Source organism: Halorubrum lipolyticum DSM 21995 (genome assembly GCF_000337375.1).
Classification (GTDB): Archaea; Halobacteriota; Halobacteria; order Halobacteriales; family Haloferacaceae; genus Halorubrum; species Halorubrum lipolyticum.
Window position 1 is genome coordinate 42,427 of the sequence record NZ_AOJG01000039.1, and the last position, 22,374, is coordinate 64,800.

Genomic DNA, 22,374 nt, shown 5'->3' on the forward strand with positions numbered 1-22,374 from the left:
CTTAGATCAATTTAATCGCGTTTGCTTGGCTATCAATTCCATCATACGGAGGGATACCGCCAAGGGTAACGGCGCCGGCATCACCGTACTCAACGATCCGTATTTCATCATCTCGGATGAGTTCGAACAGGACACGAGCAATCCCTTCTGGGATCGCACCGTCAGACGTCGTTTCGACATAGAGCAGATTCTCACGGAGCCAGCGGAGATACTGCTCAATCACGATGCCGGGTGTCCCATCGATATTTATCGCACTGTCTTCAGCAGCGAGATCAAGTGAGTATCGAATTAATGCTGGATCAGGGTAGACGGTATGCTCCCGGCCACTCACTTTGTGTACCAGTCCGAGGAAATGGACGAGCCGCGTCCAGTTTGCGAACTTGTTATCATTATGCATTATTAATCCCTGCTGGGACTGTGGCCGATAATTGATTTCGGCGTACCAGTCGTCGATATCGGTGTAGATCGGTTCCTCGTTATTTTCGAAATGCTGGATGTCCTTGTCGAGTAAGAACTTGTAATTGAGCAAGACAGCGGCTTGCTTGCCCCAGTCATTCGACTGGCACTCCTGTGCAAGGTTGTGGAGTACGGTTAGTCGGAAGTTCCAGCGCTCGTCTCCGACATCCCACTCATACTCACGAGCGTAGTACGCTTCCTCCTCTTTGCCGATCATGCGGAGGAGCCGAAGCCCGTCTAGGATGGAATCAAGCCCAGAATCGATTTGCGTGTCACTCTTGATGTGAGACTTCGTCTCGCTCCCCTGACTGATCGATCGATATACCGGGAGGAGTGGCCCTGGCGTCTGAATCGCGTTGAGGAGATATCCTTCGCTACTACTCATCTGTTAGGCTGTTGTAACCAGGCATGGTATCGTTTATGAATTGATGATTCGTCGGGGTCAATCTCGGCCGCTCTGTCTGCGGCGTCCTTCACTACCGGCGTCCGTGCCGCGTAAGACGGGTCGAACGTCTGTCCATCGTCGCTCACCGCACGGTTGAGGCTTCGAGCGACATCGGACGCGGTTTCCCGGTCCCACTCAATGCGCCTGCGTAGCCACCGTTCGAGACCCGTCACGTCGTCCTCGTCGAGTGGAACGGAGCCGTACTCGTCTGGTCGCGCAAATATCTGCCCGAATACTGCGTAGAGCGGCAGGAACGGTGCATCGGGAAGAACTTTGAACAGGTCTTCGGTATCCTCGAGTTCCTCCCCGGTGATGAACTCATAGAGGTTCGCGTTGTCGTGGATGAAGAGATTCTTTGTGTCCAGTAGCGGGAGGTCCCACCCGGCGTTCTTATACACCTGCTCGAATCCGGTGTACAGACGCTGATAGGAGCCAACGTTTTCGACGAACTGTTCCTGGTAGAGCGGACGCTGTCCACCACGTGGCGTGAACCGACGTGAGTCCGTGACCACGATGAGCGTCTCAGGACGGGCTGCGTAGCGGCTGATTAGATGATCGATTGAATACTCGGTTTCGCCCTCATAATACTCACTCGTCGTGACGACCAAATCGTTGCGAAACGCGTCCTCCTCGAGTTGGCCGAGGACTTTGTAGTCGTAGTCGAGGTAGTCGTACTGATGCGTGTACGACGGGAACTCCCCACCGGTGTTGAGTGAGCGCCACGACGTAGGGTAGGTGAACGTCTGGAACCCGAGATAATTGATGGCCGGAAGCGATCGTAGCATCCACCAGTACGTCTGTCCGGTGTCGTCGTGGATGGCCGCGATATCGGCGTTGCTGAGCCGCTTGAACGTCGATGGCTCTGTCATGTGTTGGAGGGAACGGTGATTAGGGCACTGAGAACCTGATTATCGAGCAAGTCGTTCTCGAGGTAGTAGGCGGGCGTGCGCGAAAGGAGTAAGCACTCGTCACAGTAGTCCTCGCATCGATCGCAGTCGGCGACCTCTTCGACCCGGGCCTGGATGTCATCGAGCGCGTTCCAGACCTGCCAAGCGATCCCGTTCCCACCCTGGCGGCTATCCACGATGTTAACGCTGATTGTCGATTCAGTCTTGTCTGTATCGACTCGGAAATCCGACCGTTCGCATTGTGCAACGACGGCAATCGCTTTCTCGAGGGCCTGCTTCAGGCTAACAAGCGCCTGTGGCCATATCTCCTCATCGTCACCGACATCGAGTCGATTGGCAACGTCATTCTGGTCGAACTCGAGAGTCAGACCCTGCGTATGATACTGTTGGCCGACGGGTGCGTACTCTTCGGTCTCGCTTTCCTCGAGGCGGTCCTCCCACGATTTCCCGCTTTCAGGCGCCGGCGAAGACGGATCGCGCTCGATGAGGGCTTGCGACCGAAGGACCGACTTATCGGGGCTCGACGAGTGGCGGCGCTCGAACGCGTACACGAAGTCCGTGACATCGAGTTCCCCGTAACTTGCCTCACAGTCCAGTCCGAACACAGTCATCGAGGCGGTCTTTTGCGGGGGAACGTCGCTATCGGAGACGGCAGTCGTCATCAATCCACGAGTGTTGTATCGCTTCTGTCCGCCTCGTGCTGGTTTACACTCGACCGAACTCACCCCATGAACGTTCGTTTCTTCGAGGAGGGTATCACAGTACGGACACTGCTCCGTGTCGAGTTCGTAGCTTTCGAACGGACGCTCACAGTCCTCGTTCGTACACACCATAACCGTCGTGAGCGGTGTCGAACTTCCGCGGACGTCATCCACGATGTAGTCCGTACCGTGGAGGGTGACGAGCGATCCCAAGTCGTTCTCCGGGCCGGGGAACATGTCGTAGAGTCGACCGGACCCCTCGAACTCGATCCCCTCGGAACGTCCCGAGAACTTCACGGGGAACTGCTGGCCGAAGCTGCGGTAGTTCGCTAGATAACCGAGGCGGCCCAGCCATTGATCGAGGCGGTTGTTCGATTCGGTGAACGCTTTGTTGGTCTCCGCCGACCCCGACATCGATATGATCTGTGAGAACGTTTTCTCGATACGGTGAGGCATCGAAAGAGGTCCACTGTCGACGAACACGGACTCGAACGCGTCGATGCCCTGTTGACCGAAGATCGACCGCAGATGTCGCTCGAGTGCTTCTCTGCGTTCCGCAAGCAGGAACTCCTGGAGAATATCGAGGCTCTCCTCGACACTGTGGACGAACGCGTCCAAGTTCTGGTTGGTCTCGTTCAGGAGGTACTTCCTCTCGAAAACGTTGGAGGGGTGCGGGTTGCGGGCCAGATACGCGAACGTCTCAGTCACGACATGGCCAGCGAGGAGCTCTTCGAACTCGTAAGGGTCAGGGACACGGACGGGTTCGAAGTCATCGAGGAACGTTTCGAGATTCCCGTAGTAGTGCCCGTCAACCGGGTGTTCGCCCCGAATGGCGGTGGCGACGAGTGAGGAACTCCCGCGGGTCCGGCCGGTTCGACCGCTTCGCTGGACGTAGTTCGTAAGCGTTGGTGGAATACCCACTTGGGCGACGGTATCGAGGCTGCCGATGTCGACCCCCAGTTCCATCGTCGGCGTCGCGCTGACGATATTGACATCTGGGTCGTCTTTCCGGAATCCCTCCTCGATCGCTCCGCGAAGCGTGTGTGGAACGTTTCCCTTGTGAATTCCGACACTGATGAACTCGGGGTCGGCTCCATTCCTTATCGGCGTCGTGATGTCGTGAGCCCAGTGGTCGACGGCATACGACCAGCCGGAGTCGACGTCCGCATATCCAGGGTCGGCGACGAGCGTTCCGTCCTCGTCACGAGTGAACCGTTGGTACGATTCAATCGGGGTCCCACAGTCGGGACATTCCGTAAGTGAGGCGTCTCCGACGGGGTACGAGCGGTAGCAGTCTGTACAGAATGACGCCCGCTCTAAGAGCGTAAGCGTCGAGTTGTCGCGGCGCACAACGCGGGTGAGAATTCCTGTTTCTGACTCCTCGTCATGAATTCCGGCCTCGTTGAACTCGTCGCGGACTCGCTCAACGTATTCAACGGTTTCCTCTTTCCGGTCCTCACTGACGTTCGCGTTCGCTATCGTCTGCCTGACCTCTTCCCACGATTGCTCGACGACGATTGAGTCGTCGAGCAACGCATCAAGGACCTCAGGGAGGACGTTGTAGACGGTTTCGGTATCGTAGCCAGAGCGCGACGAAATTCGTTCGGCAATCTTGGGGAGCGAGAGCCCCTCGATGTCGATGGTGTTCTTCGAGAATCCCACCCGAGGATCCTTCACGAACAGCTTGTAGGCCTCGTGCGCAACGACCCGTTCGGTCGGGTCGTCGAACTGGATGACAGGCTCCGCGGTGACAAGTGCGCTATCGAGGAGGTTTTCCGCGTTGTGAAGCATCGCGTGAGCTTCGATATCGTCGAGAAGCGTACGGAGGAAGTTGTACGCCGTCCCATCCTCGTCGATCTCGTTCTGGATGAGCGGCTCCCAGTATGCTTCCCGGAGCTCGTCGGCGACTGCACGGAACGCCTCGTAGTTGCCGGCGCTGCCCCCGTTCTCGATCAGATGTTGTACGTAGAGCGTTTCGGCCATCAAGCCGTACTCCGTCCCGATGATGCTGTCACCGACAGACTCGGCGGCGCTGTGGGAGTCCGAGAAGACGAGCGTCTTCTTCGACGGGCTTGTTCGGCAGACCTCCGTCAACATGTATGACAGAAGGCTCGTCGTCGGCACGCCGATATCTGTGAGCCGGGGCCACTGACCACAGCCCGGGCAGTCGTCGACGGGGGCAGCATGGTCGAACGGTCGGAAGCTCTCCTCGTCGTCGGCCGTATCGTGTTCGACAAACGGATAGTGACACCGCTTACAGAACTGGATCTCCGCGTTTCGTGTATCGCACACCGTGCAGTGTTTATCCCGCGTAACGTCGCTGCAAGACTCACAGAGGTAAGCCTGGGTCGGCGGCTTCAGGAAGACGTGGTACTTCTCCGTCACCATCCCCGCAAGGCGACCGAACGCCATCACCGCGTCCAGCACTCCGGCGGTCTCGTCGACACCTTCGTCGGCGAGCTCTGCGAGGAGTCCGTCATAGTGTCTGAACCCGACGTCGCCGGTCGTCCCTTCGTCGAACCAGCTAGCGAACGCCGCAGCCTCGGGGACCTGCGAGGTGACGAAATCGAACCACTCGCTATCGAGGCCGCCGGCCTCAAGCAACGTGTCGGCAAGATGGTTCTGTCCCGATTCAGTGGATGCAACCTCCGACACCGAGTCGAACGTGTTGTCCGCAAGGAGAGCATCGACTTCGTCAGTGAGAGGGTTCCGAACCCAATCGAGGCTTGATGGGAGGGTTACGACATCCGCAGCACTGACAGACACGAGACCGACTTCGCTGACCGTTTCGTAGGCATCCTTGAGGCCGGCTTCGGCGAGGTCATCGGGGGTTGATTCGCCGAGGTCGGCAAGGGCGAGTACAGCGGCGATCTCACCGAGGTCACACGGCGCAAACCGATCGAACGAGGGCGATGATTGTATCGGGAACTTCCGTGGCGTGAAATCGATTGAGTTGATTTCGGCTTCTGGCGTTCCAGTGAGTTTGTGTGCGAGTTCCCTGGGGTTGTCCACGGTGGCAGAGACCATCGTGATCTGGGGATCTCTCTCGGCGTAGAACGATTTGAGCCGCTCCGAGAGGAGCCGAACTGAGGCTCCGGAGATGCCGCTCCAAACGTGGGCTTCGTCGAAAACGACGTGCTCGACGGGGTGTTGGCCCGGGTCTTCTCCGAGTATCTGGCGTGTTTCGGAGTTGTTGCTCACGAACATATGGTCGAGCGCCTCGGGGTTCGTGAGAAGGATATCTGCGCCGTTTCTGATAGCGTCCCGTGTCACCCGGATCCACGAATATTTGTTATCTTCCGTTCCCACCGTCATGTCGCCGAGCATCCGGAGCTTCTCGCCCTCCTCTCGCGGACATTCGAGTCCTCGAACGTACGAACCCTCCTCGATTTCGTGTTCACGGGTCCCTATCCGAGTCGGTGTGTCGGAATCCCAAATCCCGATCGTAATCCTGTCTTCGGGGTCACGGTGGCGGTTAATCCGATCGAGGTACGAAATAAACCGATTGAGCTGGTCAACACCGAGAGTCTTCATCGGGTAGACTATTAGCGACTTCAACCCCGGTTCGTCTGTGGAGATACAGTGATCAAGGATCGGGAAAAAGAACGACTCCGTCTTCCCCGTCGCAGTTGGCACCGCTAAGACGTTGTCGTTCGAATCAGCCGAAATCGATTCAATCGTCTCAGCCTGATGTTCGTAAAGCGACCCGCCCGGGTCGCCATCAAATAGGTCACCGATGATCGCGTCGATGAGTTCGTCACTGTAGTCGAGATCGCCGAGGAACTCTGCCGCTGATCGCTCATGGAATTTCGGAGCATCGACGAACTCGACGTATGGACCCTTTTGTTCGACGATTTCGTTCCGGATGAACGATGTCGCTTCCTCATCGCCGACTACTTCATCGAGTCGAGTCATTTGGCGGTTCCACCAAGTGATCTCTGCCGCACGGTCAATCGCGGAGTCGAGTGTTCGCTGTGGTGAATGCATTAGAAAGTTAGAGTAGTTATTACGAGATGTTTCTGTGGTTGTATTTCTTCCGTCTCCTGATTATCCGCCGACATCAAGTTTGATTCGCATCGCCACCTGTTTGCTGACTCCGTCAACCTCGGCGAGATCGTCTACTGATGCCTTCTTCAGTTTGCTTCGCGTATCGAACCCTGATTGACGAAGCGATTGTTCAATTCTGTCTGTGACACCATTTACGTCTCTTAGCTCTCCTGAGCCGGTGTCCGTGTCTGTAGAGACGTTCTCTCCGTTGGAAGTCTCTGAGTTGTCGTCCTTAGCGGGGTCGGACGGTGGCTGGAAGGATTTCGTTTTATCAAAGGCTTGCTCGGTGGCTGCCGTGTACGTGTCAAAGTAGTTGGCGATGGTACTAGCAGTCACATGACCATGTTCGTTCATTTCAGCAGTAGAGGGTTTGTGACCGAGTTCATTGGCCACTCGGTGTAGGTCTTCAATAAGTCGGGCTTCGTTGTCGATTCCGGCCGCATCAAGGCAATTCTGCCAGGATCCGAACACACGAGTGATATCGTTAACTGAGTACTGTGTGGTGTCGCTTACGTCCGTTGCCTTGAGCGGTCGTTCAAATGTTCCGGCAACGTGTTGAACTGCGTCAAGGAGGTCACGGCGGCTTGGAGTACCGCTGCTTCCTGTGGTGGTTTCCCCACTACTCGATGTTTCGTCTTCGCTTGGCGATGACGATGAAACGGAGTCAGACGTATTGTTCCGTGAGCTGGTATCGATTCGTTTGGCTTGGAAATCTTTCGTGCTACTGAGCTCCTGACCAGTCCCCGCGTCTGTCTCCCATCTTTTGTGTCGAGCTTGCTCAATTGTGTATGTGGCCCCGATGGTCCACTCCAGCGAGAGGTTGTGTGTTGTCCAGATGTCAAGCGGCAGTTCGCTACCGTCTTGGAGTTCTACTTGGAGGCAGGCGTCGCGTTTGCTACCGGGATTCGAGTCAATTTCGAGGACGGTGATTGTTACTTTGTCGACGCGGCCGTCGGGCAGCGAAACCGTCGAGGATGCGGAGGATGTCGTTTTATCAGACACCGGCTGGTCTGTCTCGCGGTGCCCGGTAGTCCCTGTGACCGGACCGGTATGGTCATCCGGTGGTTGTGATCGCTTTGGGTTTCTCGTGTTTACTTTGTCTACTGTTTCAGTGTCAACAAGTTCTGCTTCGATGAGTGCATCCTCTATACTTCCAAAGGCATCTTCGTATTCATCTGGGTGGTGACTGCCGACGGAATACAGAAGTTTTCGATCGATTTTGTCCCAGTCGCTCGCAAGGTTTTGGAGCTCGGTGATGAGCTCCTCTTGTTCCTCTGTTAGTGATGATTGATTTATTTTGAACGTTTCCACTGTGTCTTCGTCGGCCACACCTGCTTTGACGAGTGCGGCGTCTAAACTCCCGAAAGCGTCTTTGTACTCGTCCGGATGGTGATCACCAACCGAGTAAAGGAGCTTTCGGTCGATCTCGTCCCAGTCGCTGGCTAACTCCCGTAGTTCGCTGATAAGGTCATCGGGCGTTGAGGTCTCGCTGCTTGTTCTCGTGGTGGTCGTGTCGGGATTCGAGGTACTGGACGATGTACTAGTTGTGTCCGCTGTCTCGTCTACATCTTGTGTGGCAGTGGTAGGGTTGCTCTCTGTGGGTTCGGGGCCAGTGTTAGTCGACGGTGTTGGAGACTGTCCCGAGTCATGGACACCGGCGGCAGCGATCGCGGCGTCGAAACTTCCGAAATGTTCGCCGAGTGTGGCTGGTGTGAAGTGGCTGTGCGTGGCGATATCTCCCATCGTTGGGACGCCGTCGACTTGGTCAGCAACGCGTTGTACGTCACTGATTACACGTTGGTCTGGGTCGATGTCGGCGGCGTGTAGCGCATCGGTCCACGATTCGAACGCGTCCGTGTAGCGTGCGGACGCGTATCTGCTGTGTGTGTCCATCTCACTGAGGGTTGGATATCCGGCAAGGACACCGTCAACACGCTGAATTTCGGTACGGAGTTCGTCTCTGCTCGGAGTTCTCGGCTCGTCGGACGACTCAGCGGGCTCTGTGGTGGTGTCGGATGCCGTTTTTTCGGCCGTGTGCGCGCTCAGAGCAGTGTGGCTTGCATTCGGTAGCGTGATCGTGACCGTGTCCTCTTCGCCTGGAATATCGTGTGTTTGGTTCTGGTATCCGGCCCGGGAAACGAACAGGCATGGGTCGCTTCCGGAGGTGGGGGGCGTGATGGTAACGGTGCCGTCCGCGTCGGTAATCTGCTCGGCTGAGTCCGTGGTGGTTTCGGCGATGACTGCGGCGTTCTTAATCGCCTCACCGTCGGTGTCAGTTACAGTGACGGTGAGACGTGTCGGAGCAGAGTCGGCTGTGGCTTCGGAGGGCTCCGGAGTAACGGTATGACTGACAGAGTCTTGGACGGGCATTATGCCAGGAGTGAGCGATTCGGGCTGCCAGTACGTTGTAAGTACAGGTTGCTCCCGAGCTTCGTCCAGTGTCGATTCAATCTCGTCGATCAGTTCATCTAACAAAGCGCGGGCGACGTCGTCGTCAACCATGTCGCTTGTATCGCGGTTGTCGGCGATGGTGGCGCGTGCTCCGGCAGTCTCCAGTTCCCGGAGTATTTGACTGGTGGTGTCGCTGACGGCGACGAATCCGGGGTGTTCGCGGAATCGGGAACCGAGTGCGCGGAATTCGCTGGCACGGCGGAGGAGTCGTCTGCCGTCCTCGCCGGGGATTCGCGCGTCGGTCTCGCCCGGGATGGTGACGACGTGGTAGAAGTGCGCGTGCTTGTTACCGGTCGGGTTCCGGAGTATCCGGCCGATGCGTTGAATGAGTGACGCGTTCACCCCGCCTTTAGCGAGGTTCACGGCGATCCCGGCGTCGGGCAGGTCAACGCCGACGCCGAGCACGTCTCCTGGTCCGACGAGCACGCCGGCATCTGCTTGTTTGAACTCCGTGATCGTGTCGTACGGCGCGGCTTCGTCTTTCGCCGGCGTGTACACGGTGTTCGCGTCGAAGTAATCGACAAGATATTCGGAGACTGCGTCGGCTTGTGCGTAACTCTGAACCAGCACGACGGCCTTCCGGTCCGGGACGTGTTCGGTGAGGAGTTGCCCGATTATGTTGTGCGGCGGGTTCAGTTGCCAGCGTTTCGGTCGGCGGGAGAACGCGGCGGTGGCGAACGTGTCGAACGCTTCCGACTGATCCCGCGCGTCTTTCCCGTCTTTGCTCTGTGCGAACGACCGGAGGTCCCGGAGCGTTTCGAACGTGTCCGGGACGGTGGCTGGGACGTCACCGGAGAGTTCCTGCGGCGTGAATTTGTGCGTGTTGGTGTCGTATGTCGGTGTGAGCGTGGTGGTCGAGTCTGCGACACCGGCAAGCGTGTCGTCGGAGTTACTCGCGGCGTAACACACGTCCCACCGAAAATCCGCGATGACGTTCTGCTCGCGGGCTTCGGTGATACCGAACTCGATACATTGAGCCAGGTTCGCTTCGAGCGCGTCTTTGACGCCGGAGTCGCCGAGCCACTCGTCATCGATCGACCCGGACATCGCCAAGACGCTGTCGGCGTTCGTCGTGAGGTCATCGAATAAGTCACGCCACCCGCGACTGCCACGCCGCCCGCTGCTGTATCGGTGGGCTTCGTCTAAAATGACGAGGTCGTAGTGCAGCCCGGGGTCGGCTGCGAGGAGTTCCTGTGCGGTGCGGAATTCGATGTCGCCCCACGCCAGTTCGATGTGCCGGTCACCGTCACTGCCTGTTTCGGTACGGCTCCGTGGGATGTTCAGATGCTCGTCGAACTCGCTTTGCCACTGTTCAAGGAGTAAATCCTGTCCGGCGACGATAAGCACGGTTGCACGGCCCGTCGGTGATCGTGTTGCTGCCGGGATGCCAGCCGTGTCTGCAGGGTGTAAATCGCCGAACAGGTGCGCAATGGCGGCGAGGCCGAGCACGGTTTTCCCGGTGGCGGTCGCCATGTTCACGTACCCGGTCGTCCCGTTGGCGACCCAGTTCGCGATCGCGCGTTGCTGATGGTCCCACAGTGGCGTGACCATTTGCGGTCTATCGAGGTGTGTTAATAGGCTATCCCCGCCGATACTGTTTCCAGAGTCCGCGGTGATTGAGTCGATGAGAATATCTGCGTAGTTCGTTACGGCCGGGTCGGAGAACAGTTGATACAGCAGGTCAGCGACGGCTTCCGGTTGTTGCAGTGGCTGCCGAGACAACTCTTCGTCGCCGTGTTGCGTGATGAGTTTCTCGATGAGCGCTTCGGTTGCGCGGTTGAGATCTCCAATTTCGCTGTCGTCTAACCCGAGTTTCGTGAGTTCAACGCGGAGTTCATTGAGTCGGAAGACCAAGTCGCCGATGTCGCTTGCGTCGTATTCAGTGATGAGTTGTGGCAGGTCTGACTGTGACCCAGCAAGGGCTTGCAACCCGTCAACATAGTGTGATCCGCACGCCGTACCAAAATCCATACGGCCGATCGTCGCTCCGTGATCGAAGGAAGCGTCAGTCGTTCCGAGCGCGACGCCGTACGTAACATCTATCGCGGCGCGGTCAATCTGTGATGGCCAATCGCCCTGTGTCAACGAGTTTTTGGAGAGCCGCGCGTCATAGAACTGCTCGTCAAGATCCGTGTACGAAGTACGATCATCGACTTGATTTTTGAACGGATCCATTATTGAGGTGATAACTGCTTGCCATCCTGTCATCAACCACCAAATAAAATAGTATCGCCGGTTCCGCTACCCCGTCGTCGCTTCGGCGTTCGGTATCGACTCGCGCTGCGTGACGATCGTGTTCGGTGTCGTGCTTACCGTCACACCCGTCTCACCGTTCACCGTCCAGTGCTGGCCACGCACCGACTCGAATACGTACCACGCACCTGACTCCCAGTTAAATTCGCATATATGTCGGTTCCACACGTCAAGCTGCACCGACTCCCCGTCAACGGTGACTGCGCGGAACACGTGCCGTCGACCGTCTTCAGTCAGGTGCTCACGAATCTGTAACACCACGGGTGTGGAATGCTGTGCCGTTTCGTCGATCTTGTCTACGGTCCGTACGAACGAACGCGACTCCGCCGCATCATGTTCTGGTTCACTCGGTTGTTCCGACGCAGCTGACTCCACGTTCTGGGGTTCCTCAGTCGCTGTCGCCGCTGAGTCCGGCTTATCACCGGGCTCTTCCCTGCTCAGAGACCTCGCTTCAGTGTCCGACGTGGGTGGAGTGGACGAGGACTGTGCTGCGAGTTGGTCGGCCACTGATTCGAATTCTGCTACTTGCTCGCGCAGGTGTGCCACGCGGTGTTCCAGCTCTGACGCAGTAATGTTATCAGGTAGACGCTCAAGCGCGTCTTTTCCGTCTTCGACAACCGATTGCATGACGTCTTCCGCTTCCCCTAGTTGGGACGTTTCTTTGAGTGATGAACCCCGCTGCGTCAGCGTGTTAATCGTTTCTTCTGCCTGCTGCACCTGTTTCTCGTGTTCAAGCCGGTCAGTAAGCGACTCGACGGTCTCAATCCGATTGTACACTGTAGCTTCTTCCTCCGCAAACCACTCTGCATCCGCTGATTGTCCCACATCCTGTGCCGCCCGATACGCGGCATGCGCATTCTTACAGGCTTCTAGCCCCGTATCGACATCACCAGTTTCGACTGCATCCTGCGCTGTTGTGACGTGTGCGTCTCCATCACTTACGACTTTGTCGTACTGGGCTTCAGCTTCGGATGGAATCGCGTCTAACCGATCTTCGACGTCATTCACACGCAGCCGCAAATCACGATCTCCTGACAGTGTGGTTAATGCTTCTCGTGTCTCACTCGCCGCGGCACGCATCGCTGGTATCCGGTCGTTCGCCTCAGCCACCTCACCGGTTGCAACCAGTGTTTCGATCCGGTCGCACGTCGCCTCAAGTCCAGCCACTAATCGGAGTTTCTCACGGTCAGTGTACATTTCCAGTGTGGCTGTGTCATCGGACGCCTGGTCAGGTGACTCGGTACCGGATGAAAGTCCAGCCCCATTAGTCGAACCGTCTGACTCCACAGCTGTCAAGCCATCTGCATTGCTCTCTTCATACCGATCTTCAACTGATACGATGAGGCGCGCGGCGAGCGCCGTCCCGATTCCATCAACAGTTGTCAACTCCGCTTTCGACGCTGCGAGAATATCGTTGGCGTCTTCATACCCAGCGTCACGCAGCGCCGCTGCTTTCTGCTCTCCAATCCCTGGGAGTTCCTCAACGTTTGGGACTACAGCACTATCTGAAGCAGGTGAGGCGCTATCTGTCGTGCTACTGGACGTTGATGACTCCGTGTCAGCAGTAGCGATAGCAACAAAAAACAGGATTGTACCAATCACAAGCGACTGCCACACTGGAAGGCCAAGTGGCCCAGTCACGAGCGATAATAAGACACCACCCCATCCAGATACGACTGGCAGAACCGTCGATAAGGCGTTGAAACCCCAACCGACAACCGCAACCCCTACGCCAAGGAAATAAACCAGCATACCGAATCCATCCCACGCTTCGCTTTGCGTGAACAGCGCAATCAGAAGCAACACAATCGCCGCAGTCAGTAACATACCCACCACTCACCTATCGGCATCGTGGTACCTCTACCGGAGTAGCAACAATAAATTATGTGGACAGTATGACAGTCGGCCAACAAGGTTAATATTCTAAAGACAAGCTCCGACAGTGTTTGATCTTTAGTAGAAATACTATTTGGTTTATCAATTAAGAATGCGGAGTCAATCCAAGAATCATAATAATTACTATGTGACAAGAATTCTATAACACCCTGGAACGCATAGATTACAGTCCGAAGGTTTTCTGGGTAGACAGCGGTACCCCGTACCTCCGCCCGCGGACTCGGCTAGGAAATTTATTGCGGAGACTGAGTGGGTATAGACGAATATCTCTTTATTAGGAATAGTGCACCTCCGTTGAGTGCATCATGAATGCACATGTTACCTTTGTCCTCGATTCGTCGGGGTCTATGTCGGCCATTCGAGAGGATACCATCGGCGGGTTCAATACATTTCTCGCTGATCAACGCAACGAGGAAGGGACTGCAACTGTATCTCTCGTTGACTTCAATTCGACAGTCAATATAACGTATCGCGGAACGGCGATTGAAGGCGCTCCCGCGTTGTCGAAAGATTCGTACACGCCAGGTGGTCAGACCGCACTCTACGACGCGATCGCGACTGCAATAGAAGATACTACAAGCTTCATCGACGGTATCGATCCTGCGAACCGACCCGAGACGGTCGTCGTCGTGATTCTGACTGACGGTAAGGAGAACGCCTCCGAAACGCCGCAGGATGTTATTCGGGAGCAGATCGAAACGCGGCAGCAGGAGTGTGAATGGGAATTCCTCTTCATCGGCGCGAATCAGGATGCTGCACTAGCTGCTGATAGCATGGGTATCGATGCGGACAGATCTCTCAATATGGCTCATTCGGGGAAGGGGGCCAGAGCCGCATACGACTCGACATCTCAGCGTATCAGTGACGCACGCTCAACTGGAACGATGTCAGATTTCACCGACGAAGATCGGTTGCGACAGGATGAAGCAGATCGTTAAATCGGACTGGATTCAATCACATCTCTGAGCCGCGGTTCGGGTGCCGGAGCATGCGAGAGTTAGTTGAAGCCAACTAGGCCACCCATCAGTATGGCAGTTATTGATCCTCGTCTACGGTATCTGAGTCAACGCTTTGTGAAACGCGTTGGTAGACACGAGGTAGGAACTGGAGAGCGTGACAGGGAAGGCGATCAGTTTTCCCACTGAGGTAGTCCTCAACGCCTTCGAGGTGATCGGACCAGCTTGAGCGACAGACAGCCGAGTTACATCGACTGTGACATGGTGACTGCCTATCTAAAGTTCCATTTTTAGCGGAAGTGGCATCTTATTGACTAATATGACGACGAAGGGCGAAATACACTCTCGGAGGAGGCAGTATAATAGAGCGTGCTTCTCGAATTAGCCGCCGGACCGCTACGTGGGAAGATTTTAGGTCCCCCGCGTTGGATAAGCTCTCAATGCCTTCGCTGCTAGTACAGTCCTGCTCGGCCACAAAGAATCAGGTGACAGGGCCGACACGGGCACTAGACGTCTACGACGGATACTTTTTCAGAATAATCAAAAAGGCGAAACGAGAGGATGCCTTCAATTCCGACATCGACATTTGTATTCTCTCTGCAGAATACGGACTTATCGACGCTGAAGACACGATTACTACGTATGACCGGCGAATGACCCCTTCTCGTGCTGAGGAGCTCCGTGAGGAGGTGACCGGTGCCATTAGTAAACGTATCGAAAAATCGAGATATGACGAGATAGTCCTAAACTTGGGGAAGGAGTACCTAGAAGCGGTTGGCGACTTATCTGACCGATACGATGTCGACATATCGACAGTCCAAGGTGGAGGGATCGGGGAGAAGGGAAAACAGCTGAAGCGTTTCGTCCGGTCGGATACTGTTCCCTCGGTGATTCTCTGATGGCCTCTTCCGGCTCACAGCGCCTTGATGATGGAATATTTGAGATTGTTGACGAGGCTGGAGACGCTCGAAGTGGGGTGATCAGTATAAACGATACCGAACTGGAGACGCCCAATTTGCTACCGGTGGTGAACTTCTATGCCGGTGGCACTGATTCCAGCCTATACGGCGGTGGTATCCATCGGACAATCAAGGAGTTCATGAATGGAGACGAGGTCATAAACGGCGGGGATTACAGTCGATATTTCGATGGTGTGATGACCTCCGTTGCGTCACTCACTGACTACGGCATCTCGAGAGAACGGTACGAAGACTACATCGCTGCACCGATCAGGGAACGCGATGTATTCGATTTTAACGGTACCCTCTTTCTTGACTCAGGTGGATTCAAATTCCTCGGCGATGGTACCTTAGATGGCAGCAATTTTGAGGTGGACGTCGATCAGGAGGCGATCGTTGAGATACAGCGGAAACTGGGGGGAGACGTCCTCGTAAATCTTGACCGACCAATTGAGCCGGACGACGACTACTCTACTCGTGTCGAAAAAGCTCGACTGACGGCCGAAAACGTCAACGAGTTCCTTAACCTAACTACCCAGGACGACACGCGATATCTGACACTCCATGGGTACAACTATTCGATGCTCGATACGTTTCTCACGGAAATTGAGAAAGCCATCGGCAGGGACCGTGTTCATCGTGAATTCGATGGCGTCGCCCTCGGGAGTCTCGTTCCACTCAAAGACAATAAGGGGAAACTGATCACTGCTGTGAGTGATTGCCGTGAAGTGCTTAGTGACTGGGGGTTCGAGGAACTCCCCCTCCACGTACTCGGAATCTCTTCTAGTGCGATCCCTCTCTTGGCTGCAGTCGGTGCAGACACGTTTGATTCGTCATCGTACATTCACTCCGCCATCAACGGGAAATACGATACGTCATTATACAACTCAGAACCCGTAGACGAAGTCGATTTTACGGAATGCGACTGTCAGGTCTGTAGTGATGACGTTTTAGTCAATCGGATGGAAGGGGACGTAGAGTACCAGAAAGACAAACTCGGTGCCGTTGCGATGCATAACCTGATTATTCAAAAAGAAGAAATAAAACGGATCCAATCCGCGATCCAAACACCGGGAGAGGAAGCGTTGAGATCATATATCGAACAGTCATTGGGTCGAGAAAAGTCGATGCAACAGCACGCGCATCGCGTTGTGAACGAATCACTTGGAGGGTACTTCTGAATGTCGACAACTAAAACGCCACAAGTCAACGAAGTAAACGAATTTTTAGAGATCGCTAGCGACTTCGAGGATCCGCTTGAAGTGATCCGTGAGTCGCTGTCGAACAGTTATGATGCGGGTGCGACAGAAGTCGAAATCACCATCCGAGACCGACCGATCGGATCGGAGATTGTCATCGAAGACGACGGAGAGGGGATGGATCACGCCGATCTCGAGTCGTTCTTCGATCTGGGAAATTCCACGAAGCGCGGCCGTCAAAACGGCTCTATCGGGTACAAGGGCCACGGAACGAAGATTTTCTACAAAAGCGAGGAGGTACTCGTCAATACCACGAAGAACGGGACCAATTTACGCGCACAGATGGAGCAGCCGTGGGAAAAGCTCAATAACCGGACCATGCCCGAGTACGTACTGAACGAGGAAGCAGTCAAAGAAGGGAACTCCGGGACGCACATTCGCATTACCGGGTTCAAATCCGGCCACGGTTTCTCGCCAGCATCGCTCACTTACAACAAAATCGAGCACTACCTGAAATGGAAGACGCTCGCCGGGTCAACAGGTCACTTCTTCACCGACGACTTCCGAGAGATGGAGATAACGGTCACTCTCGGCGACGAAATCGATGATACACGGGATCAACTGGTGATGAACAACAAGCTTGAGTTCCCGACCGAGCAGCTTGAGCCTGGTGAGGGACAGTTCTCTGAATCTCGGATGTGTAAACACTACCCGCCACGGGAACTCACGGTCGAGACCGAAAATGGGATTGAAACCACTGTAGAGGTGGTTGGAATGGTGGGAGGCAAAGACGCTCGTAACGAACTCCCCACTTATGGAAAGCACTCGGCACAGTTCGGTGTCTGGCTGGCAAAAGACCATATCAAAGTTGAGCGGGTCAACGACACCATCTCACACGACAACGAGTTCCTCCATTTCTTCTTCATCGCAAACTGCCAAGACCTCGAATTGTCGGCAAACCGTGAAAAGATTCGGAATAAGTCTAGCCCGGTATATCAGGCAATCGTAGAGGAGCTCAGCCACTACCTTTCGAAGATTGCATCAGATCCGTGGTTTAAAGACTACTTGTCTCACCGTCGTAAGGCGAAACTCACCCGTCGCGCAGAGTCCCAACAATCATCTATCGAAAAGCGTGAGCAACGGATTCAAGACCGAAACCGATTCACGCCATCCAACGACGCCGAAGTCGTGCTCGGGTTGGAACGCTCGAACCGCTTTGGGGCTGAACCGGAGATCACAGTTGAAGATTACGACCCAAGTGCGGAGGTCAACGCGCTGGTTCGTCAGGATTCGAACCTCTATGCGAGTTCGATTCACCGTCGGCTTACGGATCACTTTGAGGCGGATAAACCGCTTGAGAGCGTCGATAAAATAGTTTGTTGGTCGTACGGCGACCGCGACGAGCTGAGCGAACTGGAGCGCTCAGGGTATCATAGTGGAGAGGTCACGATTGACCTTGAGAACGACCGACTGATCTATAACAATGGTCGTCGGCATAATATCCATATCGTCACGGTTCAAGACAGACTGTAGCAGATCTTATTGAGGTCGTCTCATCGCGGAACGACCGAACTTATCACATCCCATCGTTAATGACGCGTAGAGAATGGCATCGTTTGAGACCGACGCGACTGACGATGCTGGCAACGCACGTCGCGGTACAATCCACACACCGCACGGCGACGTTCAGACACCGGCATTCTTCCCTGTAGTCAATTTTATCGGTGGGCCTAACGAGAAATCCGGCGGAATTTGGAGTCGATTGCGGAATCATCTCTTCGGAGAACCCGAGTTTCAAGGCGCGATGTTCCAAGCGATGAGTTTCTTAGATTTCAATATCACACCTGAATCGCTTGAGAACTGGCGCTCGAAACCGATCCACGACCACTTCACTGATCACGATCCGGTCAAGCCGTATCACTCACAGCCAGAGAGTTTTACTAAGCCGTTATTCGTAGACTCAGGCGGATTCAAGCTTCTAAACTCCGATACCTTCGGCGACCCGCCAACGGAGGGTGGCGATGATAATGACTGGGCAATTTACACGAATCCAGAGAGTATTCTAGATCTACAGCTCGATTATGGCGCTGACATCATCGCTACCCTTGACTATCCGATTCCGCCGAACCTGAACGATGAGGAGACGACCCAACGAATGGAGGACAGTATCGACAGCGCCATTCGCTGTCTCGAACTCTTAGAAGACCAACCAGACCCGCCTGCGGTATATATCGCTATTCACGGTCACGACTACGAAACTATCAATTGGTACGTCGGGACGTTCCTTGACCGTGCGACGCATATTGACAAGTCATTTGAAGGATTTGCAATCGGGTCACTCGTCCCGCTTAGAACGAACGTCGAAATGCTGGTTGACATCGTGCAAGGTGCGAAAGATGCGATTCCTGACGACCGAGAAGATGATCTCGGGCTTCACCTATTCGGGATTAGTGGAAAATTCACAGCACTCCTAGCCCTTCTTGGCGCGGATTCATTTGACTCGTCAAGCTACATGCAAGCAGCACAGTTCAAGAAGTTCATTAATCGAGAGATCGGGGTTTCAGATGAGGAGCTCGTCCGGAATCCAAACGCTTCGACACACGACTTGGGTGATTTTGGTGTTGACGTTGACCGGACAGCCGACGCACGATGGGCAGCGGACTGGTCGAAATTCACTGCGGATCAGATTCCCGACGATTGGGGGTGTCAATGTCCCGCATGCGATCATCTACGGCGGATAGGTTTCGATCAGCTACAGGGCACGATGTACGACAGCGAGTCGTATGATCGAGACGGCGAGTATATGAAGAGCGATTTTTACGCACTGATGAGCTATCATAACTTCTGTGTCTACCAAGACGAAATGAATCACGTGCGGGAGCTGATCAGCAACGGTGGCGGGGAGTTGCTTGAATACGTTGCCAAGATGGCTCGCAACGATGTCGGGAATATCAAGCGAGCGCTGAAACGGGCAACCGTACGAGATCGAGAGTTGGCACAGCAACTCCGAGAACGTGGCTACAACCGGTTAGTCGCCGATCAGAGCGACGCGGAGCAGGAACGGCTTGATTTGGATATTCCGGTCGATGACCAAGAGATTTCACTTGAGCACACACCGGAGGATTTCAACATTCTTCAGCGGAAGGACTACCGTGTCGGCGATGAGCGCGTACTGCTCGTTATCCCGTGTAGCCAAACCAAGCCGTATTCTAATTCTCGAACGCACCGCGTCGTGGCAGACGTAACCGCTGAGTGGAACGATCAGATCCACAAAGTGACTGTCTCTGGCATGTACGGCCCTGTACCCGAACAGTACGAAAGCCTCTCGCAGATCAAATCATACGAGTACGTGCTGACAAACGCTGAGAAACAGCGCCAACAACTCGTCGTGAACCGTTTGGTCTCCTACCTCGAAGAATACGGCTCACAGTTCGATGCCATCGTTGGCTACGCCACCAGCAAAACCTACCGTACCGTAATAGAGCAAGCGTTCTCCGAGTACGGAGATGGCGTTGTCCTCCCAAAAGACCCGAAAATGCGCGCACTCACTGAACACTTCAGAACAACTAATCTCGAAGAGCTATCTGAGCACCTAGATGATGTGCTCTCATCCACACCATCCCAGTAGTTGCTGGCCGCTATTGATACCTTCGAGAACCTCAGACCTCAGATCGGTTGTTCCAATCGCCAGTCGCTCTCCTGTGGTTCAAGATTACTCGAATCAGATCCGGACTCCGCAAGGATGCCAGAATGGTACAGCATCTGTTTAAATTGATACGCGACCACCGAACGATATACCGGGGATTCTAACAGTGAGGCTGTAATCAAGTCGCCATCGCCGGTCAGTACTGCAGACCGTGCCTCTTCTGTATCTCGAATGAAGAATTCGACAGCGAACGTAGGCGAAGTATCAAACAGATACTCCACTACGGTAGGCAGAGTCGGCGGCTGATCGTTGTTCTGAAGCTCTTGAATATGTTTTACGAGCATCTGTGTTGCGGGAAAAGCGAACACCACCCGTCGGGCAATTAACGCCCAGTCCGGTGCTAGCTGAGTGAGTCTCGTCTGCTCACCTTTCCATGATTTGAACTCTTCTAAGACAGATCTCAATGATTGCTCGTGTTTTTGTAACCCGAATCGAAGCACTTCCTCACCCAAAGGAGATAGAACATCAGACCCGTCCGGTTGCTTCTCTATAAGCCCGAGGAATGCAGCCCCGTCTCTGGCACTCTTGAAATCTCTCACCACGTATTCTTCAAGAACAGTCTCAGTCGGTTCCGGATGGTAGACACAGAATGGGTACCCTAGGTAGTTTTTCGGACGGTTGAGATGAAACGATTGGTCAGCAACGCGCTGTGGACCGGCCTGGAAGCGTATCGTCGATGCTTCTCGACCGGCCTGTGTGCCAACCACTCGCGGTTTCTCAAGTACATCTACTGATTGATCTTCTGTCACTCCGAGAACACCGATATTTAGCTCTCGACCAAGAGCTCGGGTTTCCGCCGAGATTGAACTGCGGGGAGCAGCTAGAAATCCGAGATTCGCTTCCTGTAGCCGGTCATGAGCTTGAACAATCCCCGTCTCTGTGTCAACGTGTCCAGTCGATCCATATCCCTTCGCTTCAACGACTACAAGCGGAGGTGAATCTATATCTCCGGAGTGGCCAAAAAAGGCATCATTTGTAATCGACCCAGCACCAACGAGGTCAGGATATCCTGATCCTACACGCACGTGGTTGAATGGCGCTAACGCTTCTGTTACTTCTCGTGAAACTGGGACGTCATCCAACCACTGGTCAGTTGAGAACTGGGTGTCGACGACCGTGTATCCTGAGTTCGGTCCTATCTCTGAAAATAACTGGTTTTTTGTCGCTGCTAGCACCTCTGGCTCGGTCATCAACAGTGCTCCCATATGTAAAGAGAATGTCTCCAGTATGAAATAGCTCCACTATATCAGTACACGTGGCTCTGTTGAAATCCTCAGGGAGTTACATGTTCGCCGTGTAATTCGACGAGATGAAGGCCCTCCCGAAGTCGCAGATTCACCGGTTTANGGCTCTGTTGAAATCCTCAGGGAGTTACATGTTCGCCGTGTAATTCGACGAGATGAAGGCCCTCCCGAAGTCGCAGATTCACCGGTTTACTGAGAAGGCGATCCATCTGGCACGGCGAGCGGTCTCTCGATACTCCTCGAAGTTCTCTAAACACCGCTACACACTCCCCCAGCACGTTGTTCTGCTCTGTCTCAAAGTTCGGAAGAACACGACCTACCGTGGTCTGCTTGACGAACTGATCGAGATGCCACGTATCCGTCGTGTTCTCGGGCTAGCCGAACTTCCTACGGCATCAACGCTTTGTAAGGCGTTCAACCGGCTTGATATGGCTGTATGGCGTGTTATATTGACTCTCTCAGCGACGCTACTTCCGACGAACGGAGTTGTTGGAATTGATGCGTCAGGGTTTGACCGCAGTCACGCTTCGAAACACTACACGAAACGAGCTGAACTCACGATTCAACAGCTCAAAGTAACGTTGCTGGTCGATACGAAAGTGAACGCAGTTCTCGATTTACACGTGACGACGACGCGGAAACACGATAGCCAGATCGCCCCGTCGTTGGTCAAGCGCAATCCCGAGAGTATTGACATTCTGCTCGGTGACAAGGGCTACGACGACCAGAAAATCAGGCGGCTTGCCCGGCAAAACGAGGTTCGGCCACTGATTAAGCACCGTGAGTTCACGCCACTCCACAAGGCATGGAACGCGCGCTTAGACACTGATCTCTACGGCCAGCGGAGGCAATCAGAGACGGTCAACTCAACGCTCAAGCGGAAGTACGGTGCGTTTGTCCGGTCACGACGCTGGTGGAAGCAGTTCCGTGAACTCACCATCGCCTGTCTCAGTCACAATATCGACCGATCACTCTGAGCGGGCAATACAGAGGGTGTATTCAGCAGTAGATACAGTCGAGCTTTATGAGTGGTTATTTCAATCAATCATGTATAAAACACAACCCACGATGGCTTCGCCCTCCTCCCGACGAGATGTAATTAAGCTCGCATCAGTGGTTGGATTTACTGGTCTCAGCGGGTGTCTTTCACCGA

General features: G+C 54.6%; 12 protein-coding genes. 6 read left to right on the forward strand and 6 right to left on the reverse strand.

Going from position 1 to position 22,374, the window contains the following annotated elements; genetic code table 11:
* Position 1: 1 nt before the first annotated feature.
* From C469_RS13950 to C469_RS16485, 5 genes are all read right to left on the reverse strand, one after another.
* Entirely contained in the window at positions 2-841 is an 840-nt protein-coding gene (locus C469_RS13950; RefSeq protein ID WP_008007687.1) for a hypothetical protein, read from the reverse strand.
* The gene (locus C469_RS13955) at positions 838-1,770 is read right to left on the reverse strand and encodes a hypothetical protein (RefSeq protein WP_008007689.1); all 933 of its coding nucleotides are present in this window, start codon (positions 1,768-1,770) and stop codon (positions 838-840) included. The genes C469_RS13950 and C469_RS13955 overlap by 4 nt, the downstream gene beginning before the upstream one ends.
* A complete protein-coding gene (locus C469_RS13960) occupies positions 1,767-6,425 on the reverse strand; it encodes a DEAD/DEAH box helicase (RefSeq protein WP_008007691.1) in 4,659 nt (1,552 codons plus the stop codon). Before C469_RS13960 ends, C469_RS13955 begins: the two co-directional genes overlap by 4 nt.
* A 132-nt stretch (positions 6,426-6,557) precedes the next feature.
* Positions 6,558-11,183, reverse strand: a complete 4,626-nt coding sequence (locus C469_RS13965) for a homing endonuclease associated repeat-containing protein (RefSeq protein WP_008007692.1) — start codon at positions 11,181-11,183, stop codon at positions 6,558-6,560.
* Between the two features lie 66 nt (positions 11,184-11,249).
* Positions 11,250-13,088, reverse strand: coding sequence for a helix-hairpin-helix domain-containing protein (locus C469_RS16485; protein WP_206536639.1), 1,839 nt, complete (start codon positions 13,086-13,088; stop codon positions 11,250-11,252).
* 374 nt (positions 13,089-13,462) lie between these two features.
* Between C469_RS16485 and C469_RS16490 the strand changes: the two genes are divergently transcribed.
* From C469_RS16490 to C469_RS13985, 5 genes are all read left to right on the forward strand, one after another.
* A complete protein-coding gene (locus C469_RS16490) occupies positions 13,463-14,095 on the forward strand; it encodes a vWA domain-containing protein (RefSeq protein WP_008007694.1) in 633 nt (210 codons plus the stop codon).
* A gap of 458 nt (positions 14,096-14,553) precedes the next feature.
* Positions 14,554-15,012: a DUF6884 domain-containing protein gene (locus C469_RS13970; RefSeq protein ID WP_008007695.1), complete on the forward strand. Its 459-nt coding sequence runs from the start codon at positions 14,554-14,556 to the stop codon at positions 15,010-15,012.
* Positions 15,012-16,253 carry a tRNA-guanine transglycosylase gene (locus tag C469_RS13975; protein WP_241430034.1) on the forward strand — a complete coding sequence of 414 codons (1,242 nt, stop codon included), beginning with the start codon at positions 15,012-15,014 and terminating at the stop codon, positions 16,251-16,253. Before C469_RS13970 ends, C469_RS13975 begins: the two co-directional genes overlap by 1 nt.
* On the forward strand, positions 16,254-17,804 hold the full coding sequence (locus C469_RS13980) for an ATP-binding protein (RefSeq protein WP_147587323.1): 1,551 nt from the start codon (positions 16,254-16,256) through the stop codon (positions 17,802-17,804). It begins immediately after the preceding gene.
* A 73-nt stretch (positions 17,805-17,877) separates the two neighbouring features.
* On the forward strand, positions 17,878-19,899 hold the full coding sequence (locus C469_RS13985) for a tRNA-guanine transglycosylase (protein WP_241430035.1): 2,022 nt from the start codon (positions 17,878-17,880) through the stop codon (positions 19,897-19,899).
* 38 nt (positions 19,900-19,937) lie between these two features.
* Here the strand turns inward: C469_RS13985 and C469_RS16495 are convergent, their stop codons facing one another.
* Positions 19,938-21,167 (reverse strand): hypothetical protein, encoded by a 1,230-nt coding sequence (locus tag C469_RS16495; RefSeq protein WP_241430036.1) that lies wholly within the window; start codon positions 21,165-21,167, stop codon positions 19,938-19,940.
* Positions 21,168-21,376: 209 nt separating this feature from the next.
* Between C469_RS16495 and C469_RS13990 the strand changes: the two genes are divergently transcribed.
* Positions 21,377-22,198: an IS5 family transposase gene (locus C469_RS13990; RefSeq protein ID WP_008007701.1), complete on the forward strand. Its 822-nt coding sequence runs from the start codon at positions 21,377-21,379 to the stop codon at positions 22,196-22,198.
* Positions 22,199-22,374 lie beyond the last annotated feature (176 nt).

Coding starts and splice junctions, on each gene's coding strand:
- C469_RS13950 (WP_008007687.1), bottom strand. CDS start 841: ATGAGTAGTAGCGAAGGATATCTCCTCAACGCGATTCAGACGCCAGGG.
- C469_RS13955 (WP_008007689.1), bottom strand. CDS start 1,770: ATGACAGAGCCATCGACGTTCAAGCGGCTCAGCAACGCCGATATCGCG.
- C469_RS13960 (WP_008007691.1), bottom strand. CDS start 6,425: ATGACTCGACTCGATGAAGTAGTCGGCGATGAGGAAGCGACATCGTTC.
- C469_RS13965 (WP_008007692.1), bottom strand. CDS start 11,183: ATGGATCCGTTCAAAAATCAAGTCGATGATCGTACTTCGTACACGGAT.
- C469_RS16485 (WP_206536639.1), bottom strand. CDS start 13,088: ATGTTACTGACTGCGGCGATTGTGTTGCTTCTGATTGCGCTGTTCACG.
- C469_RS16490 (WP_008007694.1), top strand. CDS start 13,463: ATGAATGCACATGTTACCTTTGTCCTCGATTCGTCGGGGTCTATGTCG.
- C469_RS13970 (WP_008007695.1), top strand. CDS start 14,554: ATGCCTTCGCTGCTAGTACAGTCCTGCTCGGCCACAAAGAATCAGGTG.
- C469_RS13975 (WP_241430034.1), top strand. CDS start 15,012: ATGGCCTCTTCCGGCTCACAGCGCCTTGATGATGGAATATTTGAGATT.
- C469_RS13980 (WP_147587323.1), top strand. CDS start 16,254: ATGTCGACAACTAAAACGCCACAAGTCAACGAAGTAAACGAATTTTTA.
- C469_RS13985 (WP_241430035.1), top strand. CDS start 17,878: ATGGCATCGTTTGAGACCGACGCGACTGACGATGCTGGCAACGCACGT.
- C469_RS16495 (WP_241430036.1), bottom strand. CDS start 21,167: ATGACCGAGCCAGAGGTGCTAGCAGCGACAAAAAACCAGTTATTTTCA.
- C469_RS13990 (WP_008007701.1), top strand. CDS start 21,377: ATGAAGGCCCTCCCGAAGTCGCAGATTCACCGGTTTACTGAGAAGGCG.